General features: G+C 29.9%; 22 protein-coding genes. 18 read left to right on the top strand and 4 right to left on the bottom strand.

Features of this window, described 5'->3' with window-relative positions:
• Positions 1-62: 62 nt before the first annotated feature.
• From ACIJYH_RS05290 to ACIJYH_RS05270, 5 genes are all read left to right on the top strand, one after another.
• Entirely contained in the window at positions 63-1,064 is a 1,002-nt protein-coding gene (locus ACIJYH_RS05290) for a fatty acid desaturase (RefSeq protein ID WP_435162599.1), read from the top strand.
• A gap of 61 nt (positions 1,065-1,125) precedes the next feature.
• A complete protein-coding gene (locus ACIJYH_RS05285) occupies positions 1,126-1,446 on the top strand; it encodes a 2Fe-2S iron-sulfur cluster-binding protein (RefSeq protein ID WP_435087789.1) in 321 nt (106 codons plus the stop codon).
• Positions 1,447-2,463, top strand: a complete 1,017-nt coding sequence (locus ACIJYH_RS05280; protein ID WP_435162598.1) for an NAD(P)/FAD-dependent oxidoreductase — start codon at positions 1,447-1,449, stop codon at positions 2,461-2,463.
• Entirely contained in the window at positions 2,460-3,086 is a 627-nt protein-coding gene (locus ACIJYH_RS05275; RefSeq protein WP_435162597.1) for a glutathione S-transferase family protein, read from the top strand. Before ACIJYH_RS05280 ends, ACIJYH_RS05275 begins: the two co-directional genes overlap by 4 nt.
• A gap of 72 nt (positions 3,087-3,158) precedes the next feature.
• Complete coding sequence (locus tag ACIJYH_RS05270; RefSeq protein WP_435162596.1) at positions 3,159-3,947, top strand: MOSC domain-containing protein; 789 nt, start codon at positions 3,159-3,161, stop codon at positions 3,945-3,947.
• 8 nt (positions 3,948-3,955) lie between these two features.
• On the opposite strand, the gene ACIJYH_RS05265 is transcribed toward ACIJYH_RS05270, so the two are convergent.
• Entirely contained in the window at positions 3,956-4,477 is a 522-nt protein-coding gene (locus tag ACIJYH_RS05265) for a TraR/DksA family transcriptional regulator (RefSeq protein ID WP_435162595.1), read from the bottom strand.
• A 79-nt stretch (positions 4,478-4,556) separates the two neighbouring features.
• Between ACIJYH_RS05265 and ACIJYH_RS05260 the strand changes: the two genes are divergently transcribed.
• The 7 genes from ACIJYH_RS05260 (at position 4,557) to ACIJYH_RS05230 (ending at position 12,156) form a co-directional block, all read left to right on the top strand.
• The gene (locus tag ACIJYH_RS05260) at positions 4,557-5,879 is read left to right on the top strand and encodes a glycosyltransferase family 39 protein (protein ID WP_435162594.1); all 1,323 of its coding nucleotides are present in this window, start codon (positions 4,557-4,559) and stop codon (positions 5,877-5,879) included.
• Between the two features lie 2 nt (positions 5,880-5,881).
• On the top strand, positions 5,882-6,754 hold the full coding sequence (locus ACIJYH_RS05255; protein WP_435162593.1) for a glycosyltransferase family 2 protein: 873 nt from the start codon (positions 5,882-5,884) through the stop codon (positions 6,752-6,754).
• A 2-nt stretch (positions 6,755-6,756) separates the two neighbouring features.
• On the top strand, positions 6,757-7,488 hold the full coding sequence (locus ACIJYH_RS05250) for a DUF1800 family protein (protein WP_435162592.1): 732 nt from the start codon (positions 6,757-6,759) through the stop codon (positions 7,486-7,488).
• Entirely contained in the window at positions 7,455-8,201 is a 747-nt protein-coding gene (locus ACIJYH_RS05245; protein ID WP_435162591.1) for a DUF1800 family protein, read from the top strand. The genes ACIJYH_RS05250 and ACIJYH_RS05245 overlap by 34 nt, the downstream gene beginning before the upstream one ends.
• Positions 8,198-9,364 (top strand): DUF1501 domain-containing protein, encoded by a 1,167-nt coding sequence (locus ACIJYH_RS05240; protein WP_435162590.1) that lies wholly within the window; start codon positions 8,198-8,200, stop codon positions 9,362-9,364. The genes ACIJYH_RS05245 and ACIJYH_RS05240 overlap by 4 nt, the downstream gene beginning before the upstream one ends.
• 340 nt (positions 9,365-9,704) lie before the next feature.
• Positions 9,705-10,628, top strand: coding sequence for a hypothetical protein (locus ACIJYH_RS05235; RefSeq protein WP_435162589.1), 924 nt, complete (start codon positions 9,705-9,707; stop codon positions 10,626-10,628).
• A 130-nt stretch (positions 10,629-10,758) separates the two neighbouring features.
• Complete coding sequence (locus ACIJYH_RS05230) at positions 10,759-12,156, top strand: hypothetical protein (RefSeq protein ID WP_435162588.1); 1,398 nt, start codon at positions 10,759-10,761, stop codon at positions 12,154-12,156.
• Position 12,157: 1 nt separating this feature from the next.
• On the opposite strand, the gene ACIJYH_RS05225 is transcribed toward ACIJYH_RS05230, so the two are convergent.
• Positions 12,158-13,435 carry a Y-family DNA polymerase gene (locus ACIJYH_RS05225; RefSeq protein ID WP_435162587.1) on the bottom strand — a complete coding sequence of 426 codons (1,278 nt, stop codon included), beginning with the start codon at positions 13,433-13,435 and terminating at the stop codon, positions 12,158-12,160.
• On the bottom strand, positions 13,413-13,808 hold the full coding sequence (locus tag ACIJYH_RS05220; RefSeq protein ID WP_023648087.1) for a translesion error-prone DNA polymerase V autoproteolytic subunit: 396 nt from the start codon (positions 13,806-13,808) through the stop codon (positions 13,413-13,415). The genes ACIJYH_RS05225 and ACIJYH_RS05220 overlap by 23 nt, the downstream gene beginning before the upstream one ends.
• Positions 13,809-13,978: 170 nt before the next feature.
• On the opposite strand from ACIJYH_RS05220, the gene ACIJYH_RS05215 reads away from it, so the two are divergent.
• The 6 genes from ACIJYH_RS05215 to alaS all read left to right on the top strand — a co-directional run bounded on the left by ACIJYH_RS05215 (position 13,979) and on the right by alaS (position 20,806).
• Entirely contained in the window at positions 13,979-14,176 is a 198-nt protein-coding gene (locus ACIJYH_RS05215; protein WP_435162586.1) for a hypothetical protein, read from the top strand.
• Positions 14,177-14,190: 14 nt separating this feature from the next.
• Entirely contained in the window at positions 14,191-14,556 is a 366-nt protein-coding gene (locus tag ACIJYH_RS05210) for a GFA family protein (RefSeq protein WP_435095870.1), read from the top strand.
• Positions 14,557-14,564: 8 nt separating this feature from the next.
• Entirely contained in the window at positions 14,565-15,494 is a 930-nt protein-coding gene (locus ACIJYH_RS05205) for a uridine kinase (RefSeq protein ID WP_435162585.1), read from the top strand.
• Positions 15,491-16,783: a TolC family outer membrane protein gene (locus ACIJYH_RS05200; protein ID WP_435162584.1), complete on the top strand. Its 1,293-nt coding sequence runs from the start codon at positions 15,491-15,493 to the stop codon at positions 16,781-16,783. The genes ACIJYH_RS05205 and ACIJYH_RS05200 overlap by 4 nt, the downstream gene beginning before the upstream one ends.
• 107 nt (positions 16,784-16,890) lie before the next feature.
• Positions 16,891-18,039, top strand: coding sequence for a recombinase RecA (recA, locus tag ACIJYH_RS05195; protein WP_435162583.1), 1,149 nt, complete (start codon positions 16,891-16,893; stop codon positions 18,037-18,039).
• A gap of 100 nt (positions 18,040-18,139) precedes the next feature.
• Positions 18,140-20,806 carry an alanine--tRNA ligase gene (alaS, locus tag ACIJYH_RS05190; RefSeq protein ID WP_435162582.1) on the top strand — a complete coding sequence of 889 codons (2,667 nt, stop codon included), beginning with the start codon at positions 18,140-18,142 and terminating at the stop codon, positions 20,804-20,806.
• On the opposite strand, the gene ACIJYH_RS05185 is transcribed toward alaS, so the two are convergent.
• Positions 20,798-22,012 carry an NADP-dependent isocitrate dehydrogenase gene (locus ACIJYH_RS05185; protein WP_435162581.1) on the bottom strand — a complete coding sequence of 405 codons (1,215 nt, stop codon included), beginning with the start codon at positions 22,010-22,012 and terminating at the stop codon, positions 20,798-20,800. The genes alaS and ACIJYH_RS05185 overlap by 9 nt on opposite strands.
• Between the last annotated feature and the right edge of the window lie 75 nt (positions 22,013-22,087).

The raw sequence follows: 22,087 nt of genomic DNA, 5'->3' as shown, positions 1-22,087 counted from the left end.
TAAATTAAGGGCAGGTACAATTTTGTACTTGCCCTTTTTTTTTGCCTGCAATAATTTAAGCTATGGAAGTTAATCTAGACAAATGGCACAAGTGTAAAGTCGATATTGAAGTTCTTAAAGAGCTTTCAAAAAAATCTGACATAAAAGGTTTACAACATATCTCTCTTTTTTTTGGTTTATTAATTTTAACTGGAAGTTTGGCGTATTTAACTTGGGGGACCTGGTGGTCGGTGTTTTGGTTTTTAGTGTATGGAAACATCTATTCATTTTCAAATCCATTGTGGCATGAGACGGGTCATAAAACTGCCTTTCAATCAAAATTTTTAAATGAAATTTTTTATTATATTTCATCTTATATGGCTAATTTTGAACCAATCAGATGGAGATACACTCATTTTGTTCATCATGGCAATACTTATTCAACTGAAAATCCTTTTGATCATGAAATTGAATATGGAAACAATTTAAAAGAAACTCCAAAAGGATTAATTATAAATATAATTCCGTTTTTAGATTTAATATTTTTTAAAAAACATATTTCATATGAAATTATTCAACATGCATTTGGAGTTAAAACAAAAGTAATGGAAGACTGTATTCCTGAAAAAGCACAAGCAAAAGTAATTTTTAGTTCAAGAATTTATGTTGCAATTTGGTTGTTAATTATTTTATGGTCAATACTAGCGTCATCTTGGCTACCGATGCTTTATTTTTTATTGCCACAATTTTATGGAAAAACTTTACACAAACTTGTTGCATTTACGCAACATGCGGGACTTGCAAGAAATGTTAAAGATCACAGATTTTCATCAAGAGAAATGTATCTAAATCCAATATTAAGCTTTTTATATTGGAAAATGGAATTCCATTTGACACATCATATGTTTCCAACAGTCCCTTCATATAACTTAGATAAACTTCACCACCATATAAAAGATCAATTGCCTAAACCAAATAATGGGCTGATAGAAGCATACAAAGAAATAATTCCAGCATTGATTAAACAGAAAGAAGATGCGAGTTATTTTATAAGAAAAGATATACCTCAATTACAAAATGTCTGAAAATAGACTTGGTATGATTTTACTCACTTGTTCTATCTAAATAAAAACCTATATATAGTCCATGGCAAAAATTACATATAATACTCACGACAGCAAAACACACACAATCGATGTTCAAAATGGATTAACAGTAATGGAGGGTGCAGTTCAAAATGATATTCCAGGAATTGATGCTGATTGTGGAGGTGGAATGGCGTGTGCAACATGTCATGTGTATGTAAATGAAGAGTGGAAAGATAAACTTCCAGCCAAAGAAGATGGTGAAGAAGATATGTTGGATATGGCTTTTGAGCCAAAACAAAATAGCAGATTAAGTTGTCAGCTAATTGTTTCAGATGAATTAGATGGTCTAGTTGTAAACATTCCATCAAAACAAGGTTAGATGAATAAAACAGATGTATTGATAATTGGAGCAGGACCAACAGGTTTGTTTTGTGCTCATCAATTAGGGATCATTGGATTAAGTTGTGAGATAGTTGATAATCTTGATAAAGCTGGTGGCCAATGTATTGAACTTTATCCAGATAAACCAATTTATGATATTCCAGCTGTACCTGAATGTACTGGAGAAGAATTAACCAACAATCTTTTAAAACAAATAAAACCTTTTAATGTAAAAACTCACTTAAATGAAAGAGTGGAAGAGCTCAAAAAAGTTGAAAATCGATGGCATGTTAAAACAAGTGGTAATCAAGAGTTTGATGTAGCAAGCATTGTTATTGCGGGTGGTGTTGGGTCATTTGAGCCTAGAAAATTTCCTTTGAAAGAATGTGAAAAATTTGAGGGTAGTTCATTATTTTATTCAATTAAAGATAAGACAGTCTTTAAAGACAAAACAATTTCCATATTTGGTGGTGGAGACTCAGCACTTGATTGGGCAATAGAACTTTCCAACACATCTAAGGTAAATCTAATTCATAGAAGGGATGGTTTTAGTGGAGCAGAATCTAGTGTCCAAAAACTTAAAGAGTTAAATGATCAAGGAAAACTTAACCTATATACAAAATATCAAATAGACTCAGTTTCAGGAGATAAAAATATTGATCTAGTTAAAATTAAACACGACGACGGAGAAGTAAAAGAATTAAAAACAGATTATGTGCTTGGTTTTTTTGGATTAATTATGCAACTTGGTCCTATCTTAAATTGGGGATTAAACATTGATAAAAAAACAATTACAGTTAACACAGAAAATTTTGAGACAAATATAGATGGTATATTTGCAATTGGTGATATCTGTTCATACCCCGGAAAACTTAAATTAATTCTTTCAGGTTTTCATGAGGGCGCATTAGCTGCAAGAGGATGTTTTAAGTATGCAAAACCTGATGAAAAATTAAGATTTGAATTTACAACCACATCAAAAGCTGCTCAAGAAAGATTAGGTGTTAAGAAGTGATAGAGCTTTTTACGGCTGATACTCCAAATGGTAAAAAAATTTCTATTATGCTTGAGGAGATTGGTTATGATTACAAAGTAACCAAAGTAGACATAAGTAAAGACGAACAATTTAAACCAGAATTTATAAAGTTAAGTCCTTTTAGTAAAATCCCTGTAATTACTGACCATGATAATAAAGAAAGCATTTTTGAGTCTGGGGCAATTCTTATGTACCTAGGCGAAAAAAGTGGAAAGTTTTACGAACAACAAGACAGATTAAAAATAAATCAATGGTTGATGGCACAAATGGGAACTATTGGACCAATGATAGGACAGCATCATCAATTTCATCATTATAATCCTGGTAAAAGTGAATTTGGTGAAGAGAGATATTTTAAAATCGCAAAGAGAATATATAAGGAATTAGACAATAGATTGAAAGACACAAAATTCCTAGCAGGAGAAAAATATACAATTGCTGATATTGCAACTTTCCCTTGGTTTGCAAGACATGAGTGGCACGATATTGGATTAAAAAATTACAAGAATTTATCTAGATGGTATTTAGAAATATCAAACCGTGATGCAGTTATAAAGGGCTATGATCTTTACAATAATGGCTCACAAATTCCAAAGCTCTAATTATAAATAACTATCTTTTTAATTAATTTTTATTAATTTTCTTTAAGTTGAGTTTTATTCTAAGATCACTTTATGAATATAAAAATTTCATCTCTAAATTATTGCCCAGTAAAATCTTTATCATTTCAAAAAATTAATAAATGTAAAATTAAAAAAAACATTGGAATTGAGGGAGATAGAAATTTTGCATTTTCTAAAAACCTTAATTTAGATGAGGTAAAATTATTTGAAAAAAAACCCAATGAAAGAAAAGATAAGTGGAATAAAATTTTAACTCTTAAAAATTCACCAGTTCTAAATAAATATAATTTTATATTTGAAGATAATGAGTTAACATTATTCCTTAAAGATAAAAAAGTACTTACCATTGACGTAAGTCAGCTTACTGAGCGTCAAAAGTTATCTGATAAAATTGCAGAACTGGAAAAATCTTTAAAACAACCTCTAGTTTTAATGAGAAATGAAAACTTTCCTTTTTTTGACACATCTATTTCAAAAAAAATTAATTTTACTAACTCGATCTCTCTTTTAAACATCCAAAGCATCAAAGATTTTGAAAAAAAAATTAATCAAGAGGTAGAACAGCAAATATTTAGAGGCAATATTTATATCGATGGAGTTAAACCTTGGGAGGAAAGAGAATGGTTAAGTAAGGTAATAAGAATTAACAATGTTCATTTTAAAGTTGAAAAAAATATTCCAAGATGTGTTGCAATCAATCTTAAACCTCAAACAGATGATAATTCTTTTGATTTACTTCAGCTATTGAAAAAAACTTACAATCATTTTGATATGGGTGTATTTTTAACAGCTTTAGATGATGGTGAAATCAGTACTGGAGATTCAATTAATTTTGATTAATTATAAATTTAGTCATCTGCATGAACTTTTTCATTTTTTTCATGCTTTTCTTGTGCGGCAATAGTGTATTTTGCAACAGGTCTTGCTATTAACCTTTTTAATCCGATTGGTTCTGCTGTATCTAAGCAGTAACCATAAATATCTTCTCTAATTCTAGCCAAAGCTTTGTCAATTTCAGATATTAACTTAATTTGTCTATTAATAGCCTTCATCTCTACATTTTTATCAGTGTATGAACTTGCTTGATCCACAACATCAGCAGAAATGCTATTATCGTCCATACTTCCAAAGTAAAGTGCCTCATTATTGGCTTTAACTAAATCTTTTTTCCATTCCGTTAATCTCATTCTGAAAAACACCTTATGTTTTTCGCACATATATTTTTCAGTATCTTTTGGCACGTAAGTTTTCGAAATTTTTATTGGAGCCTTAGCTGCAACTTTAGGTTTGGCCGCAACTTTTGTTTTTGGTTTAACAACTTTTGATTTAGGCTTAGAAACTTTTTTTATAGTTTTAGTAGTCTTTGGCATTGTTTAAATTTGAATTTTCGCAGTATATTTAGCAAATTAGAGGTGTCAAGCAAGCTGAATTGTTATAAATGTTTTATAAATGACCAATAACAACAGAAATATAAATAATATTTTTTATATTTTCGTTATATCGCATCTAATATTTTGGACTTTAGTTCCATCTATAACTAATCACAATTTACCACTGGATACCATTGAAGCATTAGCTTGGGGAAGTAATTTAGATTGGGGATTTAACAAACATCCACCAATGAGTGCATTTTTTCCAGAAGTTTTTTATCAAATTTTTGGCTCTCAAGATTGGGCTTATTATTTGCTTAGTCAAATTTTTGTACTTATTTCTTTTTATTATGTATTTAAATTTTCTAAAGAAATTTTTAACAATAATTTATTAGGTTTAATTTCAGTTTTACTTATTGAAGCTATCTATTTCTATAATTTTACAACTCCTGAATTTAATGTGAATGTTTGCCAACTCCCATTTTGGTCAGCTACAGTTTATTATTCATGGAAAATTTATAATAGCAAAGAGGTAAAATTTTCTGATTGTTTTTTAGTTGGATTATTTGCAGCCTTTGGTTTTTTATCCAAATATCTATTTGTTTATCTTTTAGCTTCAATAGATCTATTATTCATGTATTTAATTTTTATAAAGAAAGATAGAAAATTTGATTTTAAATATTTAATAACACTAGAAGTATTTTTGATAATTTTAGTACCTCATTTAATCTGGCTTAATAACAATGAATTTATTACAATAACATATGGACTTGCAAGAACTGGATTAGAGCAATCTAGTGTATTTGACCATATTAAATTTCCATTTATTTTTTTGACAAAACAAATCGGATTACTAATTCCATTTTTAGTTTTGGTTTGGTTGTTAGTAAAAAAAATAAAATTTAAGTTTAATTTTAAAGATAAGAAGCTACTTTTTTTATTATTTATTAATATTCTTCCCATCATATTAATGTTTTTAACTTCAGTAGTTATTGGTTCTAAAATTAGAACAATGTGGATGACACCGTTTTATTTATTTTTTGGAACTTTATTTGTTTATTTATTTCAAGCTCAAATAAACTTCAAAAAGCTAAAACCATTCATGGTTGGATTTATTTTTCTATTTTTTTTATCTCCAATATTTTATGCATATGTCTCATTATCAAAAGAAGATAAAAGGACTGATTATCCTGGCAAAGGAATTGCCTTAAAAACAAAGTATGCTTGGGATCAGCAGTTTAATACTAAGATAAACGTAGTTTATGGAAATGAATGGAATGCTGGCAATTTATCATATCATCTTCAATCAAGACCTGTTTGGGAAGGAATTATTGTAAGAGAAAAACTTGATCAATTGAAAGACTATATGTGTCTTGATAATGTTTGTGTTGGCTCAAGATAAATATGAAAAAGTATATAATTCTAATCCCAATTTATAATGATAGAGAAAGTTTAACTAAGTTAATTGAAGATATTAACTCAGAAGCTAAAAGTCTTAATGCCGAGATATCAGTTATTATTATTAACGATGCATCTTCTCAACAAATAATCGATAAGTATCAAAATACTGAAAATATTAATTCAATTGAAATTATAAATATGAAAGAAAACAGAGGTCATGCAAGATGTATTGCTTCTGGACTTAAATATATTTTTGAAAAAAAAGAATTTGATTATGTAATACCCATGGATGGAGATGGTGAAGATAGACCTGAAGAAATAAAAAATTTTATACAAATTGCAAATCAAACAGAAGACAAAAGTATAACTGGTGAAAGAGTAAAAAGATCTGAAAGTTTAATATTTAGGACATGCTATCGGGCACATAAAATTTTAACTTTAGTTTTTACCAATCAATCTATTAAATTTGGCAACTTTACTTGTTTGTCAAAATCAACAGTTGAAAAAATGATTAATGAAAAAGCAACTTGGAATAGTTTTTCAGGCTCATTAAAAAAAGTAGAAAAAGACCTATTATCAATACCTTCAATTAGAGGAACTAGATATTTTGGACCATCAAAGATGAGTTTTTTTAATTTACTAAAACATTCTTTATCAATAATTAGTATTTTTAAAAAAACTGTCTTAATACGTTCAGCATTATTTATAGTTTTTTATATTCTCTTGATTAAAAATAATGCCTCAATAATTACATCATTGCCTTTAGTTTTATTATTAATAATGATTTATTCAATTTTTACTCTAGCGCTAAGAGAAAATATGAATGAATTTGATAATTCATTGAAAAACATAAATGATATTGATAAAATTAAATAGTCATGAAAAACTTTTTTAGAAAAGTAGCTTTTGGATTAAAACCAGATGAACAAGCGCCATCAGATCCATTAACTTGGGCTCAAAAACAAGTTGAAACAATTCCTGAATTAAATTGGAAGGGTAAACATATTTACTCAGAAAAAGAAATGAGAAAATATTGGATTACACAAAGGGTTGAAGAAAATACAACTCTTAGAAAAAAATATAAAAATGATCCAGATGGTTTAAGAAGAGCTGAAAAACAATTAAAAAATGATACAGGTGCAAAATTCTGGCCTAACAATGAAATTTGCATTAGACACGCAGAGGGGATCAGAAGTGATAATCCAGTTTTAGCAAAACTTTGGTATTTCTGGACAAATCATTTCACAATAAGTGATACCCAATCTTTACCTGAATTTTCTACTGGGGCTTATCATCGAGAATTTATAAGAGCCAATATGGACAAAACTTTTGAAACAATGGTTCAAGAAGCAACTGTTGCGTGGCCAATGATGATGCATTTGGATAATAAAGACAATGTAGGTCCTAAATCTATAAGTGGAAAAGAAGATTGGCGAAAGAAAGAAAATGAACCTGCAACAATAAATGAAAATCACGCAAGAGAATTACTAGAACTTCACACTGTTTCACCCAAAGCGGGCTATACTCAAGAGGATATCATAGAGTTGGCAAAAATAATGACAGGATGGAGGCCCAAATGGACAAAAAAAAAGATCATGGTCATGATGTAAGATTTGAGAGAAAGAGACATGAACCAGGAAAAAAAACTGTTTTTGGTAAAGAGTATAAAGCAGGAAAAAAAAGTTTAAAAATTGTTATTAAAGATTTGGTAAATCACCCCTCTTGTAGAGAATTTATAGCAACAAAGCTCTGCAGATATCTAATCACCGACAGACCAACAAAAGAAATGATTACTCCAATTATTAAAGCTTGGGAAAAATCAGATGGACATCTCCCAGAGGTCCATAAGGCTGCTATTAAAGTTGCGTTTGAATATAACGATAAATTTCAAAAATTCCAAAATCCTGAAAATTGGTGGTTACAAGTAATTAATATGTCAGGTGCCAAATATGCTTATCCAATACCAGAAAAGAAGATGGATAAGTTTGAATTAGGTTCTTTAACTATTCAAGAGTTGAGAGAACCTGACCGGTTGTTAGAAGATATAGGATATCATCCATATAAATCCAAACAGCCTAATGGATATTCAGATTTATCAAGTGATTGGTTGTCTACTGAATTAATAATAAGAAGATTAATGTATGCTAAAAAGGCTTTTCGAACTTATAAAACGATGGACCAGCTTGATCTTAAAATTCATGAAAAAATTATTCAAACAAATTTTGATAATCCGGATAAAATTTTAAAGATAGTTTCTAAAGCTAAGAGTAATGAAGAAAAGCACATGATTTTATTTAATTTACCAGAGGTATTAAGAGCGTGAAGATATCAAGACGAGATTTTTTAAAAGGTTCAGCTACAACTTTATTTTTAGCAGGATTTAACCTTCCGGCACTAGCTTCATCATCCAAAAAAAAGAACTTAGTGGTAATTATGTTACGTGGAGGTATGGACGGACTTTGTGCAGTACCTGTAATTGGAGACAAAAATTTTGAAAAAAAACGAAAAAATATCTTAATTGAAAACACAATAAAACTTAATTCTGATTTTGCTTTGCATCCAAGATTAATAGGATTTAATAGATGTTGGAATGATAATACAGGATCAATAGTTCATGCAACAAGTATTCCTTACACACAAAGGTCTCACTTTGAAGGTCAAAATCTAATGGAGTCTGGAGGAAGAGTTGCTTATCAAGAAAAAACAGGGTGGGTTGGAAGAGCAATGAAGTTAGCAAAACTCCAAGGTGATGGATTAGCACTATCATTACCAATGCCATTATTGCTTAGAGGTGTTCCAAAAAATAACAACTATTTTCCAACAAACGGAAAGCTTCCACAAAATGATACTCTTGATCTTTTAAGATCAGTTTATGCCGAAAGCTCAGAGGATGAACTTATAGAAATGATGGACTTCATTAAAAAAAGAAAAAATGAACAAATGATTAGTGGTTCCTTTCGTCGTGGAGAAAGAGAAAATAAAAATCTTGCAAGACAAGCAGCTAAATATTTAAGAAAATCAGATGGTCCAAGAGTTGCTGTATTCGAAGTGAATGGTTTTGATACCCATGCTGCTCAAGGGGGAGTAGATGGCACTCAAACAGAATGTTTAGTTGAGATGGATGAAATTATTAATAATCTAAGGGATAATCTTCAAGAAGCTTACAAGGATACAATCATTTTAACAGTAACAGAGTTTGGAAGAACAATTAAGCAAAACGGAGGAAATGGAACAGAGCACGGTTATGGAACAGCAATATTCATGGCAGGCGGCTTGATAAAGAAAAGCCAAGTTCATACTGATTGGCCAGGTCTAAAGAAGAAAGAACTGTATCAAGGAAGAGATCTTAACGCTACGATTGATGCTAGATCCGTTTATGCATCAGCAATGTCGACTGTATTTGATTTAGATTTCAAACGTATCCAAAAAGAAGTTTTTTGGGGCGAAAATTTACAAAATCTTTCAGATAAGCTATTCAAAGCTTAATTAACAATCATCAAAATAAAAAAATTTCTAATTATTTTTATATTTATATTTTTAATTCCATCTTTAATTATGTCGTTATTTAAAATAATTTAATTGTTACACGTAAAGATTGAATATTAATTTCATTATTTGTGTATTCAAACAATAATTTACTATGTCTATTAAAAATCATAAGTAGTAAAATTTCTTATGAATGGTTTCTTAGCCAGGCTCAGTTAAGATTAAAACTGCAACGTCATTAACGAATATTATAATTGTTTTAATTTTTAATATCTTAATTTTTTTAATTTTTTCATTAAAATTTTCTTATTCTGAATCAAGATTTGGTGAATTAACAGAAATGCGTGATGAAAGAATGAGAGGAAAAGATGGTCAATGGGTAAGGCCTCATCCGGGTCCTTTTGTATGGAATAAAATTGAAAGGAAACAAGGAAGTTTTTCTTGGGATGAAGCTGATGCACAAGTTGTTTATGCTCAAGAACACAATCAAACAATTATAGCAACTATTTGGCCGTACTCTAATTGGGAACAAAAATCTTGTAAAAGAAAAAAAGCAAGAAGTCCTTTTGGTAAACATTTTTCAAAGTATTTGAGCAAACCTTGTTCAATGGATAATTATAAAACTTTTCTTTTAGCGCTAGTAGATCGTTATGATGGAGATGGTAATAATGATATGCAAGGATTAACTAAGCCAATTATATATTGGGAGATAATGAATGAACCAGAATTTAAGATGTTCTTTAAAGGAAAGAAAGATGAGTTCATAGAAATTTTTAATTTTTCTTCAAAAATTATTAAAGAAAAACAGAAAGACTCTATAATAGTTATGGCAGGTGCTGCTGGAATGTTTCCAGAAAATAAAAAATTTTGGAAATATGCTTTACCAAAAATAAAAGACAATTTTGATATTGCCAACATTCATCACATAAGCACTCCTGATGGAAAATGTGATAAAGAGCTTTGGGTAGACGAGTTTGCAGCCTTATTAAAAAGTGTAGATGTTGATAAGCCTATTTGGTTAACAGAAGCCATGACCTGTGGTCCCCCAGTAAAAGCTTGGATAAATGCATTTTTAAACGGAGCGAATGTTATTGTTGATGTTGGTGTTAATGCACCAGGTAGGAAGATGAGTAAAAAGGGTAGAAAAAATTTAAATGATTTTATTACTAATTATGATGGTTTTTCATCTCTAAAACGTGTCTCAAAAACAGAAGTAGAATTTCAATATAAAGATGGCTCTAAAAAAACTTTGCAAATTAAATAAAGAAACTAAAAATAAACTATGAAAAAAATTTTTCATTAAGTAATTAAAGGTTAAATGAAAAAACTTTTAGGTATCTTATTTATTAAAATTTGCGTTGTAAAATATGGAGATTTTAAATAGCCTTTTTAAAGTGAAAAAGATTATATTTTTAATAGTTTTATCTTTTTTTTGGATTAATCATCTGTATGCAAATGATAATTTTATAGATCAATTTAACGATTGGCTAACTAAAAACGGTCATTATGGTTATGTAAATAATGATGAAGTACCTAAAATTTGCAAAGAAGAAAAACGATACTCTCATTTATGGTATTATAATAAATGTGATCAAATCAAATCAGGAAATACTTTAGATATCAAATTTTATAAATCATCAGAAATACCTTGGGGAAAAAAGCCAAACAAAGATACTTTACTTTATTATTTATTTAGATACTTGGAAGTGGAAAATGCATATGACCGAGCAGGTTCTAAAGGGTCAAAAAATCCTTATAAATTTAATACAGAACTTAGAGATGATAAGATTTCAAAATACATTAAAAAACATATGCAAAAAACGGCTTTGCTTAGTTATTTACTTTTTGAAGATAATAAAATTACAATAGATGAAATTTCACCAAAAGATCGACTCGGAATTTTGTATAATAACGACACCCAGTTTACCAGTGCATCAGTGGGAAAAAGCATAGTTTCTTATGTTACGGGCCATGCAATATGCAAAGGATATATTAGCGGAGTTGATCATAGATTAAATGATTGGCCCGTATTAGAAAATACACTTTTTTATGATCAAAAATTAATCAATCTTCTTAATATGGCCATGGGTCACCAAAAATATGCTGATTTTGATTTAAAGACAAATGAATATAAAAAAAATGCAAACGCAAATACTGTTGAATTTCACTTGAAGAAGGGAGTTTTTAAAAATTCAAAAAAGGCGAAAAGGAAATATCAATATACTAATTTTCTTAGCAACCTTTTAATTAATTATGTTTGGTTTAAATCTGAAGGTCAATTTCAAAATCTTTTAGATGAAATATTTGTAAACAAAGCAAAAGTTAAAAATGATGTATGGTTTTTAAAAATGAATGTCAGAACTGTTAAAGCTAACAATAGAAATAATACAATCTTAAAAGAGTACAAAGTAAGAGATGAAGATGGTCCTTTAAGATATTCATTTAGAGCTTCAAGGTATGATTATCTAAGAATAGCTAAAGCAATGTTAGATGATTGGCAAAATGATACCTGTGTTGGAAAATATTTAAAAAAAATTCATAAACTAAGAATTCCTATGAATAATAAATGGAAAGATGACAAAACGTCTTCATTAAATCCAAAATCATATGCAGGAAAGTTTTATACAAATTATACAGGAATGAAAAAAAGAAATGTAATGGGTATGAATGGTTTTGGTGGTCAACATATAATGATAGATTTTGATTTAGGAAGAATTGTTGTGATTAATTCAATGCATACAGACTACAATTGGAAAAAAATAGCTCACTCAGTTATTAAAAAAGGTAAATAAATCAAGCTCTAATCGTTGGAAGACTAAAAAAATCAGCTGTATCTATTTTAGAAGAATATTCTCTTTTCATATTCCATCTTTTTTGAACACCAGCACTTGCAACACTTAGAGTAGATCTCCCGTATCTGTGATTAGTGTTATCAATAGACCTCATTAAACTACTTATTTTCTCATCTTTTTCAGATGAAAATAGGTTTGTTTTATCATTGGCGTTCGATAGTCCCGTTAGCATGACACCTGCTTTTTGATATTGGTAACCATTTTTAAATATACTCTCAAGTATGGTAACTGCAGTTTTAACTACTTCGATACTATTATTTGTTGCAATTGGAAAATCAATTGTCTTTGCATTCGAATAATATCCATAATTTCTTTGAAAAGGGCTCGTTCTAACAAATACTGTAATTGCTTTTGCAACTAACGACTCTGATCTTATTTTCTCAGATGCATTTAAACAATAATTTGCAACTGCTTCTTTTAATTCTTGAAATCTTTCAACTCTTTTCCCAAACGATCTTGAGACAACACAACTTTTTCTTTTTGTAGTAGTTGTTTCCAAATTAATACAAGGAATTCCTTTAAGTTCCATTGCAGTTCTTGAGCCCAAAACATTAGAAGATTTCTTAATCCAGCTGTTAGATTTATTCTTAAGTTGCTTTGCATTATAAACTCCATTTTTATTATAAAATTTTGTTAACTGTTTGCCAACACCCCAGACATCATTAATTTCAATTTTTTCAAGCACAGGATCCAAGTTATTAATTCCAATTAGACTAGTAACTCCTGATTGCTTTTTCTTTGCAATTTGATTTGCAATTTTACTCAAGGTTTTTGTTTTAGCAATTCCAATACTAGTTGGAATACCAGTCCATTGTAAAACTGTTTCCCTAATCTCTTTTCCAATTTTTTCCATATCTTGATCTGGAAAATTTGATAAATCCAAGAATGCCTCATCAATAGAATAAATTTCCATATCTGAATTAAATCTTTTAAGAGTTCGCATTACTCTTCTAGATAAATCTCCGTACAAAGAATAATTAGACGAGAAAACTTCTACTTTATTTTTGATAATAATATCTTTTGCTTTAAAATAAGGCTCACCCATTTTAATCCCTAAAGCTTTTGCTTCAGTAGATCTTGAAATAATACAACCATCGTTATTAGATAAAACTACAACAGGTTTTCTTCTTATTTTAGGATTGAATAATCTTTCACAAGAAACATAAAAAGAATTACAATCAACTAATGCTATTTTTTTAGTACGTAGAATGGATGACATAAGTTACAACTCCCCAGATAAAAATATCTTGTTCTTCATTAATTAAAATTCTATCAGTAAACTCTTTGGATCCTGACGTTAAAAATTTCTTATCTCTTTCTTGAACTAAGCTTTTAACCACAAGTTCGTCATGAACATTAGCAATCACTGTTGAAAAGTTTTTTGGTTTCAAACTTTTATCGACAACCAATAAATCTCCATCATTAATTCCAACATCCACCATTGATTTACCTTGCACCCTGATAATGAAAGTTGCTGGAACATTTTTTATTAAATGCATATTAAGATCAATATCTTCTTCGATATAATCAGTTGCAGGGGATGGAAAACCAGCACCTGCTTTATGTAGATAATAAGGGATAGTTAGTTTCATGTTCTTGTTTTGTTCTACTTTATAGACTATTTATACAATACATTCAAGAGGTTGTATTTTGAGTCTGTAACTGAATCAAAAGTGAATCAAAACGTGAACATCTGAAACCACATTTTGTGCTATTGTGGATAACTTCAACCAGAGATAGTTTAAACTTAAAAAACAAACAAATGATCTGCATTAAAACTGAAATACCAAAAGAGTTAAATAATATAGATGATGAGTTAAAAGCTATTTATCATAGCAAAGATACGGTTTGTTTTTATATATTCAAAACAAGAGAATTGAGAAACGAATTTATAGAAAAAACTAAAGCGATGAACAAAGATAGTAGAGAACAAATTTATAAAGAGTATCAATTAAATTAGGTTAGGAGAGTTATATGAAATTAAATTGTCATTGTGGAGCTGTTGAAGCTGAAATTAATGTTCCAATTAATGAATTAGCAAAAATAGTAAAATGTAATTGTTCAATTTGTAAAAGAAAAAGTGCAACTATGGGTATGGTTAAAAATGAAGATTTTAAAATTACCAAGGGAGAAGACAAATTAAAGCTTTACCAATTTCACACAAAAGTCGCTAAACATTATTTTTGTTCTGAATGTGGAATTTACACCCATCACAATCCAAGAAGTAATACTGCGATGACTGGATTTAATTTAGGATGTGTTGATGAGGTCGATGTAGCAAACTTAAAAGATATAACTTTGATAGATGGAAAGAACCATCCAATGGATCAGAAAAAATAATAAGTTTGATGAAAGTTACTGAAGAGTGTTTTAGCAAGGTTAAAAAAGATTGTTTTAAATTTATTAAATCACAAGAAACTTCTACAGAAAAGTTTAGTAATAAAGATGGGATGCTAAAGTCTTTTTTAATTCCTATGTGTTTTTGGATTGCAAAAAAAGTAAATAATAAAAGACCTTACTTTGTTGGTTTAGCGGGTGGGCAAGGAACAGGTAAAACAACCATCAGCTCAATTATAAAAATTATATTAGAAAAATATTTTAAACTTAAAGTATTTAAAATATCTATAGATGATTTTTACAAAACTCGAAAAGAAAGATTAAATTTATCAAAAAAAGTTCACCCAATGCTAATGACAAGGGGGGTGCCTGGAACCCATGACGTACAAATGATGTTAAACTTTTTTAAAAAAGCGAAGAGCAAGAATTTTAAAACAATTGATTTACCAAATTTCAATAAAGCAGTGGACGACAGATTCCCTAAAAAGAATTGGTATAAAATAAAAGAAAAACCTGATGTAATAATATTTGAAGGATGGTGTGTAGGAGCCAGGGCAGAAGAAAATAAAACTCTTAAAAGATATATTAATTCACTTGAAAAAGTAAATGACCAAAAACTTATTTGGAGAAGACATGTAAACCAACAATTAAAGACAAAATATAAGAAATTATACTCTCAACTTAATTGCATGATTTATTTAAAGGCTAAAAACTTTAGTTTACTTCAAAAATGGAGATTAAAGCAGGAGCACAAATTATGGTTAAATACCAAAAAGTCTTCTATTCACAAAATTATGAGTAAAGGGGATGTGATAAATTTTATGCAAACTTATCAAAGAATTACAGAAAATATGTTTAAAAAAATGCCTAAATATGCGTCTATTATTTTGAATTTAAATAGTAACCATCAAATTAAATCTGCGGTATACAAAGCAAAATGAAGAAAATATTAATATTAGTTAGTTTAATAGCCTTTAGTTTTAGTAATGCTTTTGCAGTTACTTTATATGATGCTTTAAATCAAACTTATCAAAATAATATTCAGTTGAATGCTGAAAGAGAAAATATAAAAGCATCAGAGGAAGATATTAATATTTCAAAAGCTGATTACAAACCTACGCTTACTTTAAGTGGATCTAAAAGTTTAGAGAATACAAATAAACTAACCAATCAAAGTGGAGGAGATGCTACAATAAATGATGTAGATCCATTCACCACATCAATAAAGCTAGAACAAACACTTTTAGACTATGGAAGAGATTTAACTCTTGAAAAAAATATTACAGCATTAGATTTAGCTAGAGCAAAATTGATTAAAAAAGAACAAGATGTTTTTCATAGTGCAATTGATGCTTATTCAAATTTAATATTAGCAAGAGAAAAACAAAGTATTAATAGAAAAAATTTAAATCTTTTAAGAAGACAGGTTGAAAATGATAAAATTAGATTAGACCGTGGCCAAATTACAATAACTGATTTAGCACAGTCAGAATCTTCATTTGCTGGTGCGCAAGCTCAATTTACTCAAGCAAAAAGTGATTTATTAATTGCTAAATTAACTTATGAAAATATAATTGGAAAAATAGCTGATCCTAATCAATTAAAGAAAAATTCTAAATCGATTGTAAGCATTCCGATTTCTTTAAATGAAGCAATTAATTTATCTAAACAAAATAATCCAGATATTAAAATAGCAAAATTTGATTTAGCTCAATCTGAAAAGGATGTTGCAATCTCAGAATCAGATTTAAAACCTACCGCATCATTATCTCTAGAAAGATCTTATGCTGATGATATCAGCTCAACAATCGATCAAAGAGAAAAAGATGTTTTAAAAGCTACAGTCAGCTGGCCTTTTTACACAGGTGGAAAAACACAATCTACAATTAACAAAAAATCTAATTTAACTACAAGAAAAAGATTATTATTAGATGATACTGTAAGAACCAATGAAACTCATGTTGCAAGTGCATGGTCAAGCTTAGAGTCTTCTAAAGGTTTTTTAAATTCTGTAAAAGTTCAAGTTAGAGCAGCTCAAATAGCAAATGAAGGAATTGCTGCAGAATACGAAAGAGGCTCAAGAACAACTCTTGATGTTATTCAATCAAATGCTTTATTGCTTTCTGCTCAACTTTCTCTAGCAAGTTCTGAGAAAAATTATCTTATGGCTCAGTATAACCTGCTAAAAGCAGTTGGTCTTTTAAACAGCCAATATCTAAAACTGAAGTAATTATTTGTTTTTTTAGACTAAAAAATTAATATATTGCTAATGAGAACAAAATGTGTACATTTAATTCATGATTCGAGTGTTAAAAAAATTAAAAAAAGAGGCAAAAAATGACGAAAAGTAACCTAAAAGTAGTTAAATCTACTAAAGATCAAGAAATGGATATTAAAGAAAAGAACAAAGCATTAGACGCAGCAATAGCACAAATTACTGATAATTTTGGAAAAGGCTCAGTAATGAAGCTTGGACAAAGAAGAGCAATGGATATTGAGTCTGTTTCTACAGGATCTTTAAGTCTTGATTTAGCCTTAGGAATAGGCGGATTGCCAAAAGGAAGAATTGTTGAGGTTTATGGACCAGAATCTTCTGGAAAAACAACATTAGCATTACAAGTTGTTGCTGAAGCTCAAAAAGCTGGAGGAATTTGTGCATTTGTTGATGCGGAGCATGCATTGGACCCAGTTTATGCAAAAAAATTAGGCGTGAATACAGAAGAACTTTTAATTTCGCAGCCGGATGCGGGTGAACAAGCTTTAGAGATTGCAGACACTCTTGTTAAATCAGGATCTATTTCAGTTATTGTAATTGACTCAGTTGCAGCTTTAACTCCAAGAGCTGAAATTGAAGGTGAGATGGGTGATCACCATGTTGGTCTTCAATCTAGATTAATGAGTCAGGCTTTAAGAAAACTAACAAGTTCAATCTCAAATACGAACACAATGATGATTTTCATCAACCAAATTAGAATGAAAATTGGAGTTATGTTTGGAAGCCCTGAAACAACATCAGGTGGAAATGCATTGAAGTTCTACTCATCTGTTAGAATGGATATTAGAAGAATTGGCGCAATTAAAGATAAAGATGAAATTATTGGAAACTCAACAAGAGTTAAAGTAGTTAAAAACAAAGTAGCACCACCATTTAAAGTTGTTGAATTTGATTTAATGTATGGAAAAGGGATTAGTAAAATGGGGGAACTCGTTGATCTAGGTTCTAAAGCAGACATTATAGAAAAATCTGGAGCATGGTATGCTTATAAGGGTGAGAAAATAGGTCAAGGTAGAGAAAATGCTAAAACTTATCTTGCACAAAACCCTAAAGTAGCTGCTGAAATAGAACTGTTAATAAGAGAAAAAGCAGGTGTAATTCAAAAAAAGATTGAAGGAAATCCGCTAGACCCCGAAAAAGCTGCGAAAGATCAAATAGAAGATCCAAAAGCAGAGACTAAGGAGGAAGCAGTTCCTACTAAAAAAAATTAGTTAAAAAGTCATCTTTAATTATTAAAAGGCGCTTAATTTAAGCGCCTTTTTTCCCTTACTGTTATCTAGACATAGAATAAAAAAGCTGTATTTTAAAAATATGGCAGACAAATCTTTAAACGAAATAAGAAATACATTCTTAAGATATTTTGAAAAGAATGATCATAAGATTATAGAGTCTAGCAACCTAGTTCCAAATAACGATCCTACTTTAATGTTTGCTAACTCAGGTATGGTTCAGTTTAAAAATGTATTTACAGGGTTAGAGAAAAGAGATTATCAAAGAGCAACCACTTCACAGAAATGTGTAAGAGCAGGTGGAAAACATAATGATTTAGAGAATGTTGGATATACTCCAAGACATCACACATTCTTTGAAATGTTGGGAAATTTTTCTTTTGGAGATTATTTTAAAGAACAAGCAATCCATTATGCTTGGAATTTAATTACCAAGGATTTTGGTATAGATAAAAATAGACTTTACGTAACGGTTTATCATGAAGATGACGAAGCTTTTAATTTTTGGAAGAAAATAGCAGGTTTTAGCGATGATAAGATTATAAGAATAGCAACATCTGACAACTTTTGGTCAATGGGCGAAACAGGTCCTTGTGGACCATGTTCTGAAATTTTTTATGATCATGGAGATCATTTAACTGGCGGGCTACCTGGCACCAAAGATGAAGATGGAGATCGTTTTATAGAAATATGGAACTTAGTCTTCATGCAATTTGAACAAATTTCGAAAGATAAAAGAATAGATCTACCAAAACCATCTGTTGATACTGGTATGGGGCTAGAAAGGATAGCAGCTTTACTTCAGGGTACGCACGACAATTATGAAACAGATCATTTTAAAAAAATAATAAGCTCAGCATCTGACATAATAAAAATAAAACAAGACCAATCTAACCAATCTAGTTTTAGAGTTATTGCAGATCATCTACGAGCTAGTGCCTTCTTAATAGCAGAAGGTGTTCTACCATCTAATGAAGGTAGAGGGTATGTTCTAAGAAGAATAATGAGAAGAGGAATGAGACATTCACATTTACTTGGATCTAAAGATCCAGTTTTTTTTAATTTGTTTGATACACTAAAAAATGAAATGTCAGGAAACTATCCTGAACTAATTAGAGCTGAGTCTTTAATAAAAGAAACTTTAAGAATGGAGGAAGAAAAATTCTTAGTTCTTTTGGATCGAGGAATTAAAATCTTAAATGATGAGGTATCTAAAATAGACAAAGTATTACCTGGTGAAGTAGCATTCAAATTATATGATACTTATGGATTTCCATTAGATCTTACAGAAGATATTTTAAGAAATAAATCAATGTCAATTGATACAGAAAAATTTCAATTATTGATGAAAGAAAGTAGAGAACTTGCGAAAAAAAATTGGAAAGGGTCCGGAGATGCTGCAGTTGAAGATATTTGGTTTGGAATAAAAGATAAGTTAGGAGCTACAGAATTTTTAGGTTATGAGAGTAACCAGGCAGAGGGAGTAGTTTTATCACTTCTATCAAACAATAAAGAAGTTAATGAATTAAAAGAAAATGATGAGGGCATGATTATTGTTAACCAGACTCCATTTTATGGAGAATCTGGAGGTCAAGTAGGGGATATGGGTGAAATTATTGCAAATAATTTTAATTTTGAAGTAACAGATGTTCAAAAGAAATTAGGCGATCTATTTGTGCACTACGGAAAGGTTATTAATGGATCAATAAAGATAGATGAAAGTGTTGAACTTAAAATTGACACCAAAAGAAGAGATGATACTAGGGCTTACCATTCAGCAACTCACTTGTTACACGAGTCTTTAAGAAGAGTATTAGGTGATCATGTAACTCAAAAAGGCTCTTTAGTTGAACCAAGTCGTTTAAGATTTGATTTTAGTCATATGAAACCAATACCAACAGATGAAATTGATAAGATAGAAAATTTTGTGAACACAATGGTTTCAAAAAAATCAGACGTAAAAACCCGATTAATGACGCCAGATGAAGCAGTTGAAAACGGAGCATTAGCTCTATTTGGAGAAAAGTATGGTGACGAGGTTAGAGTTCTTTCAATGGGAGATGATGAAGGGAAGTATTTTTCAACAGAACTTTGTGGGGGAACTCACGTAAAAAATACAGGTGATATCGGAAAATTTAAGATAATTAGCCAATCTTCAATTGCAGCTGGAGTGAGAAGAATAGAGGCTTTAAGAGACAAGCAATTAGAGGATTTTTTACAAAATAAAGAGAAATTATCCAATATTTCCTCAGAAAAAAATGATGAGCTTATTAAAGAATTAAGTGAACAAATATCTAAATTAGGTGGAAAGCCAAACTTAGATCAATCAGATCAAAAAACATTAATTAAAAATTTATCAAAACAACTAGAGACAATTTCTGTTAATTCAATTTTAGAGGATAAATCAAAAAACATTATTAAAGATGAAGAAATTAGTGGAGTTAAACTAAGGTTTCAAAAAGTTGATGGATTACAACCAAAAGAATTAAGAAAACTTGTAGATAAAGGAAAGAAAGAATTAAGTGAAGGTATCATTATAGTGTTTGCTAGCAAAGATGATAAAGTTGGAATTGCAGTTGGTGTTACGGATAGTTTAACAGAAAAATTTGATGCAGTTAAATTTGTTAAAGTGGGATCAGAGATTATTGGAGGTCAAGGGGGCGGAGGTAGAAAAGATTTTGCTCAAGCTGGTGGCCAGGATCAATCAAAAATTGATGATGCTTTTGAAAAGCTAAAAACTTTAATTTAATTTTTTTTTAAGATTACCGTCAATCTCATCTAAAAACTGATTAGTAGTTAAATACTTACTTGAAGGACCAATTAAAATTGCTAAATCTTTTGTCATTGCGCCATTTTCAACACATTCAATACAAACTTTCTCAATAGTTTGAGCAAATTCTATTAACTCATCATTGTTATCAAGTTTTCCTCTGTGTGCCAATCCTCTTGTCCAAGCGAAGATAGATGCAATAGGGTTTGTTGAAGTTTCTTTACCTTGCTGGTGCATTCTATAGTGTCTTGTAACAGTTCCATGTGCAGCTTCAGCTTCCATTACTTTTCCATCAGGTGTTAATAATGTACTAGTCATTAATCCTAAAGACCCATAACCTTGTGCCATGGTATCCGACTGAACATCACCATCATAGTTTTTGCAAGCCCAGATATATTTGCCACTCCATTTCATTGCACAAGCAACCATATCATCAATTAATCTATGTTCGTACGTTAGGTTATTTTTTTCAAAGTCTGATTTGTATTCTTTCTCAAAAATCTCTTGGAATATGTCTTTAAATCTTCCATCGTATTGTTTTAAAATTGTATTTTTAGTAGACATATAAACAGGCCATTTCTTTATTAATCCATAGCTAAAACAAGACCTTGCAAAGTCTTCAATTGATTTATCTAAATTATACATTGAAAGTGCAACACCAGGACCAGTAAAATTAAATACTTCATATTTTATTTCATCTTTGCCATCCTCAGAAGTCCATTTAACTTCCATCTTACCTTTACCAGGTACTTTAAAATCTGTTGCTCTATATTGATCTCCAAAAGCATGTCTTCCAATGATCACAGGATCTGTCCAAGAAGGTACAAGTTTGGGTATATTTTTACAGATAATTGGTTCTCTAAAAACGGTACCGCCAATAATATTTCTTATAGTTCCGTTAGGAGATCTCCACATCTTCTTAAGGTCAAATTCTTTAACTCTATCTTCATCAGGTGTAATTGTTGCGCATTTAATCCCAACACCAATTTTTTTAATGGCATTTGCTGAATCTATTGTGATCTGATCATCAGTATTATCTCTACTTTTCATACCAAGATCATAATATTCAATTCCAAGATCAAGATATGGAAGAATTAGTTTATTCTTGATGAACTCCCATATGATACGGGTCATTTCATCACCATCAAGCTCTACAACAGGGTTATTTACCTTGATTTTACTCATTAAAATAATTTATCTTATTAATTGAATTTGAATGGTTTATATACATATTAATCAAAAATTAGCAAATAGAAGAAA

It is taken from the genome of Candidatus Pelagibacter bacterium nBUS_25 (genome assembly GCF_051200975.1).
GTDB lineage: Bacteria > Pseudomonadota > Alphaproteobacteria > Pelagibacterales > Pelagibacteraceae > Pelagibacter.
Note: the sequence above shows the minus strand (reverse complement) of the source record. Positions and strands in the feature narration are given on the sequence as shown.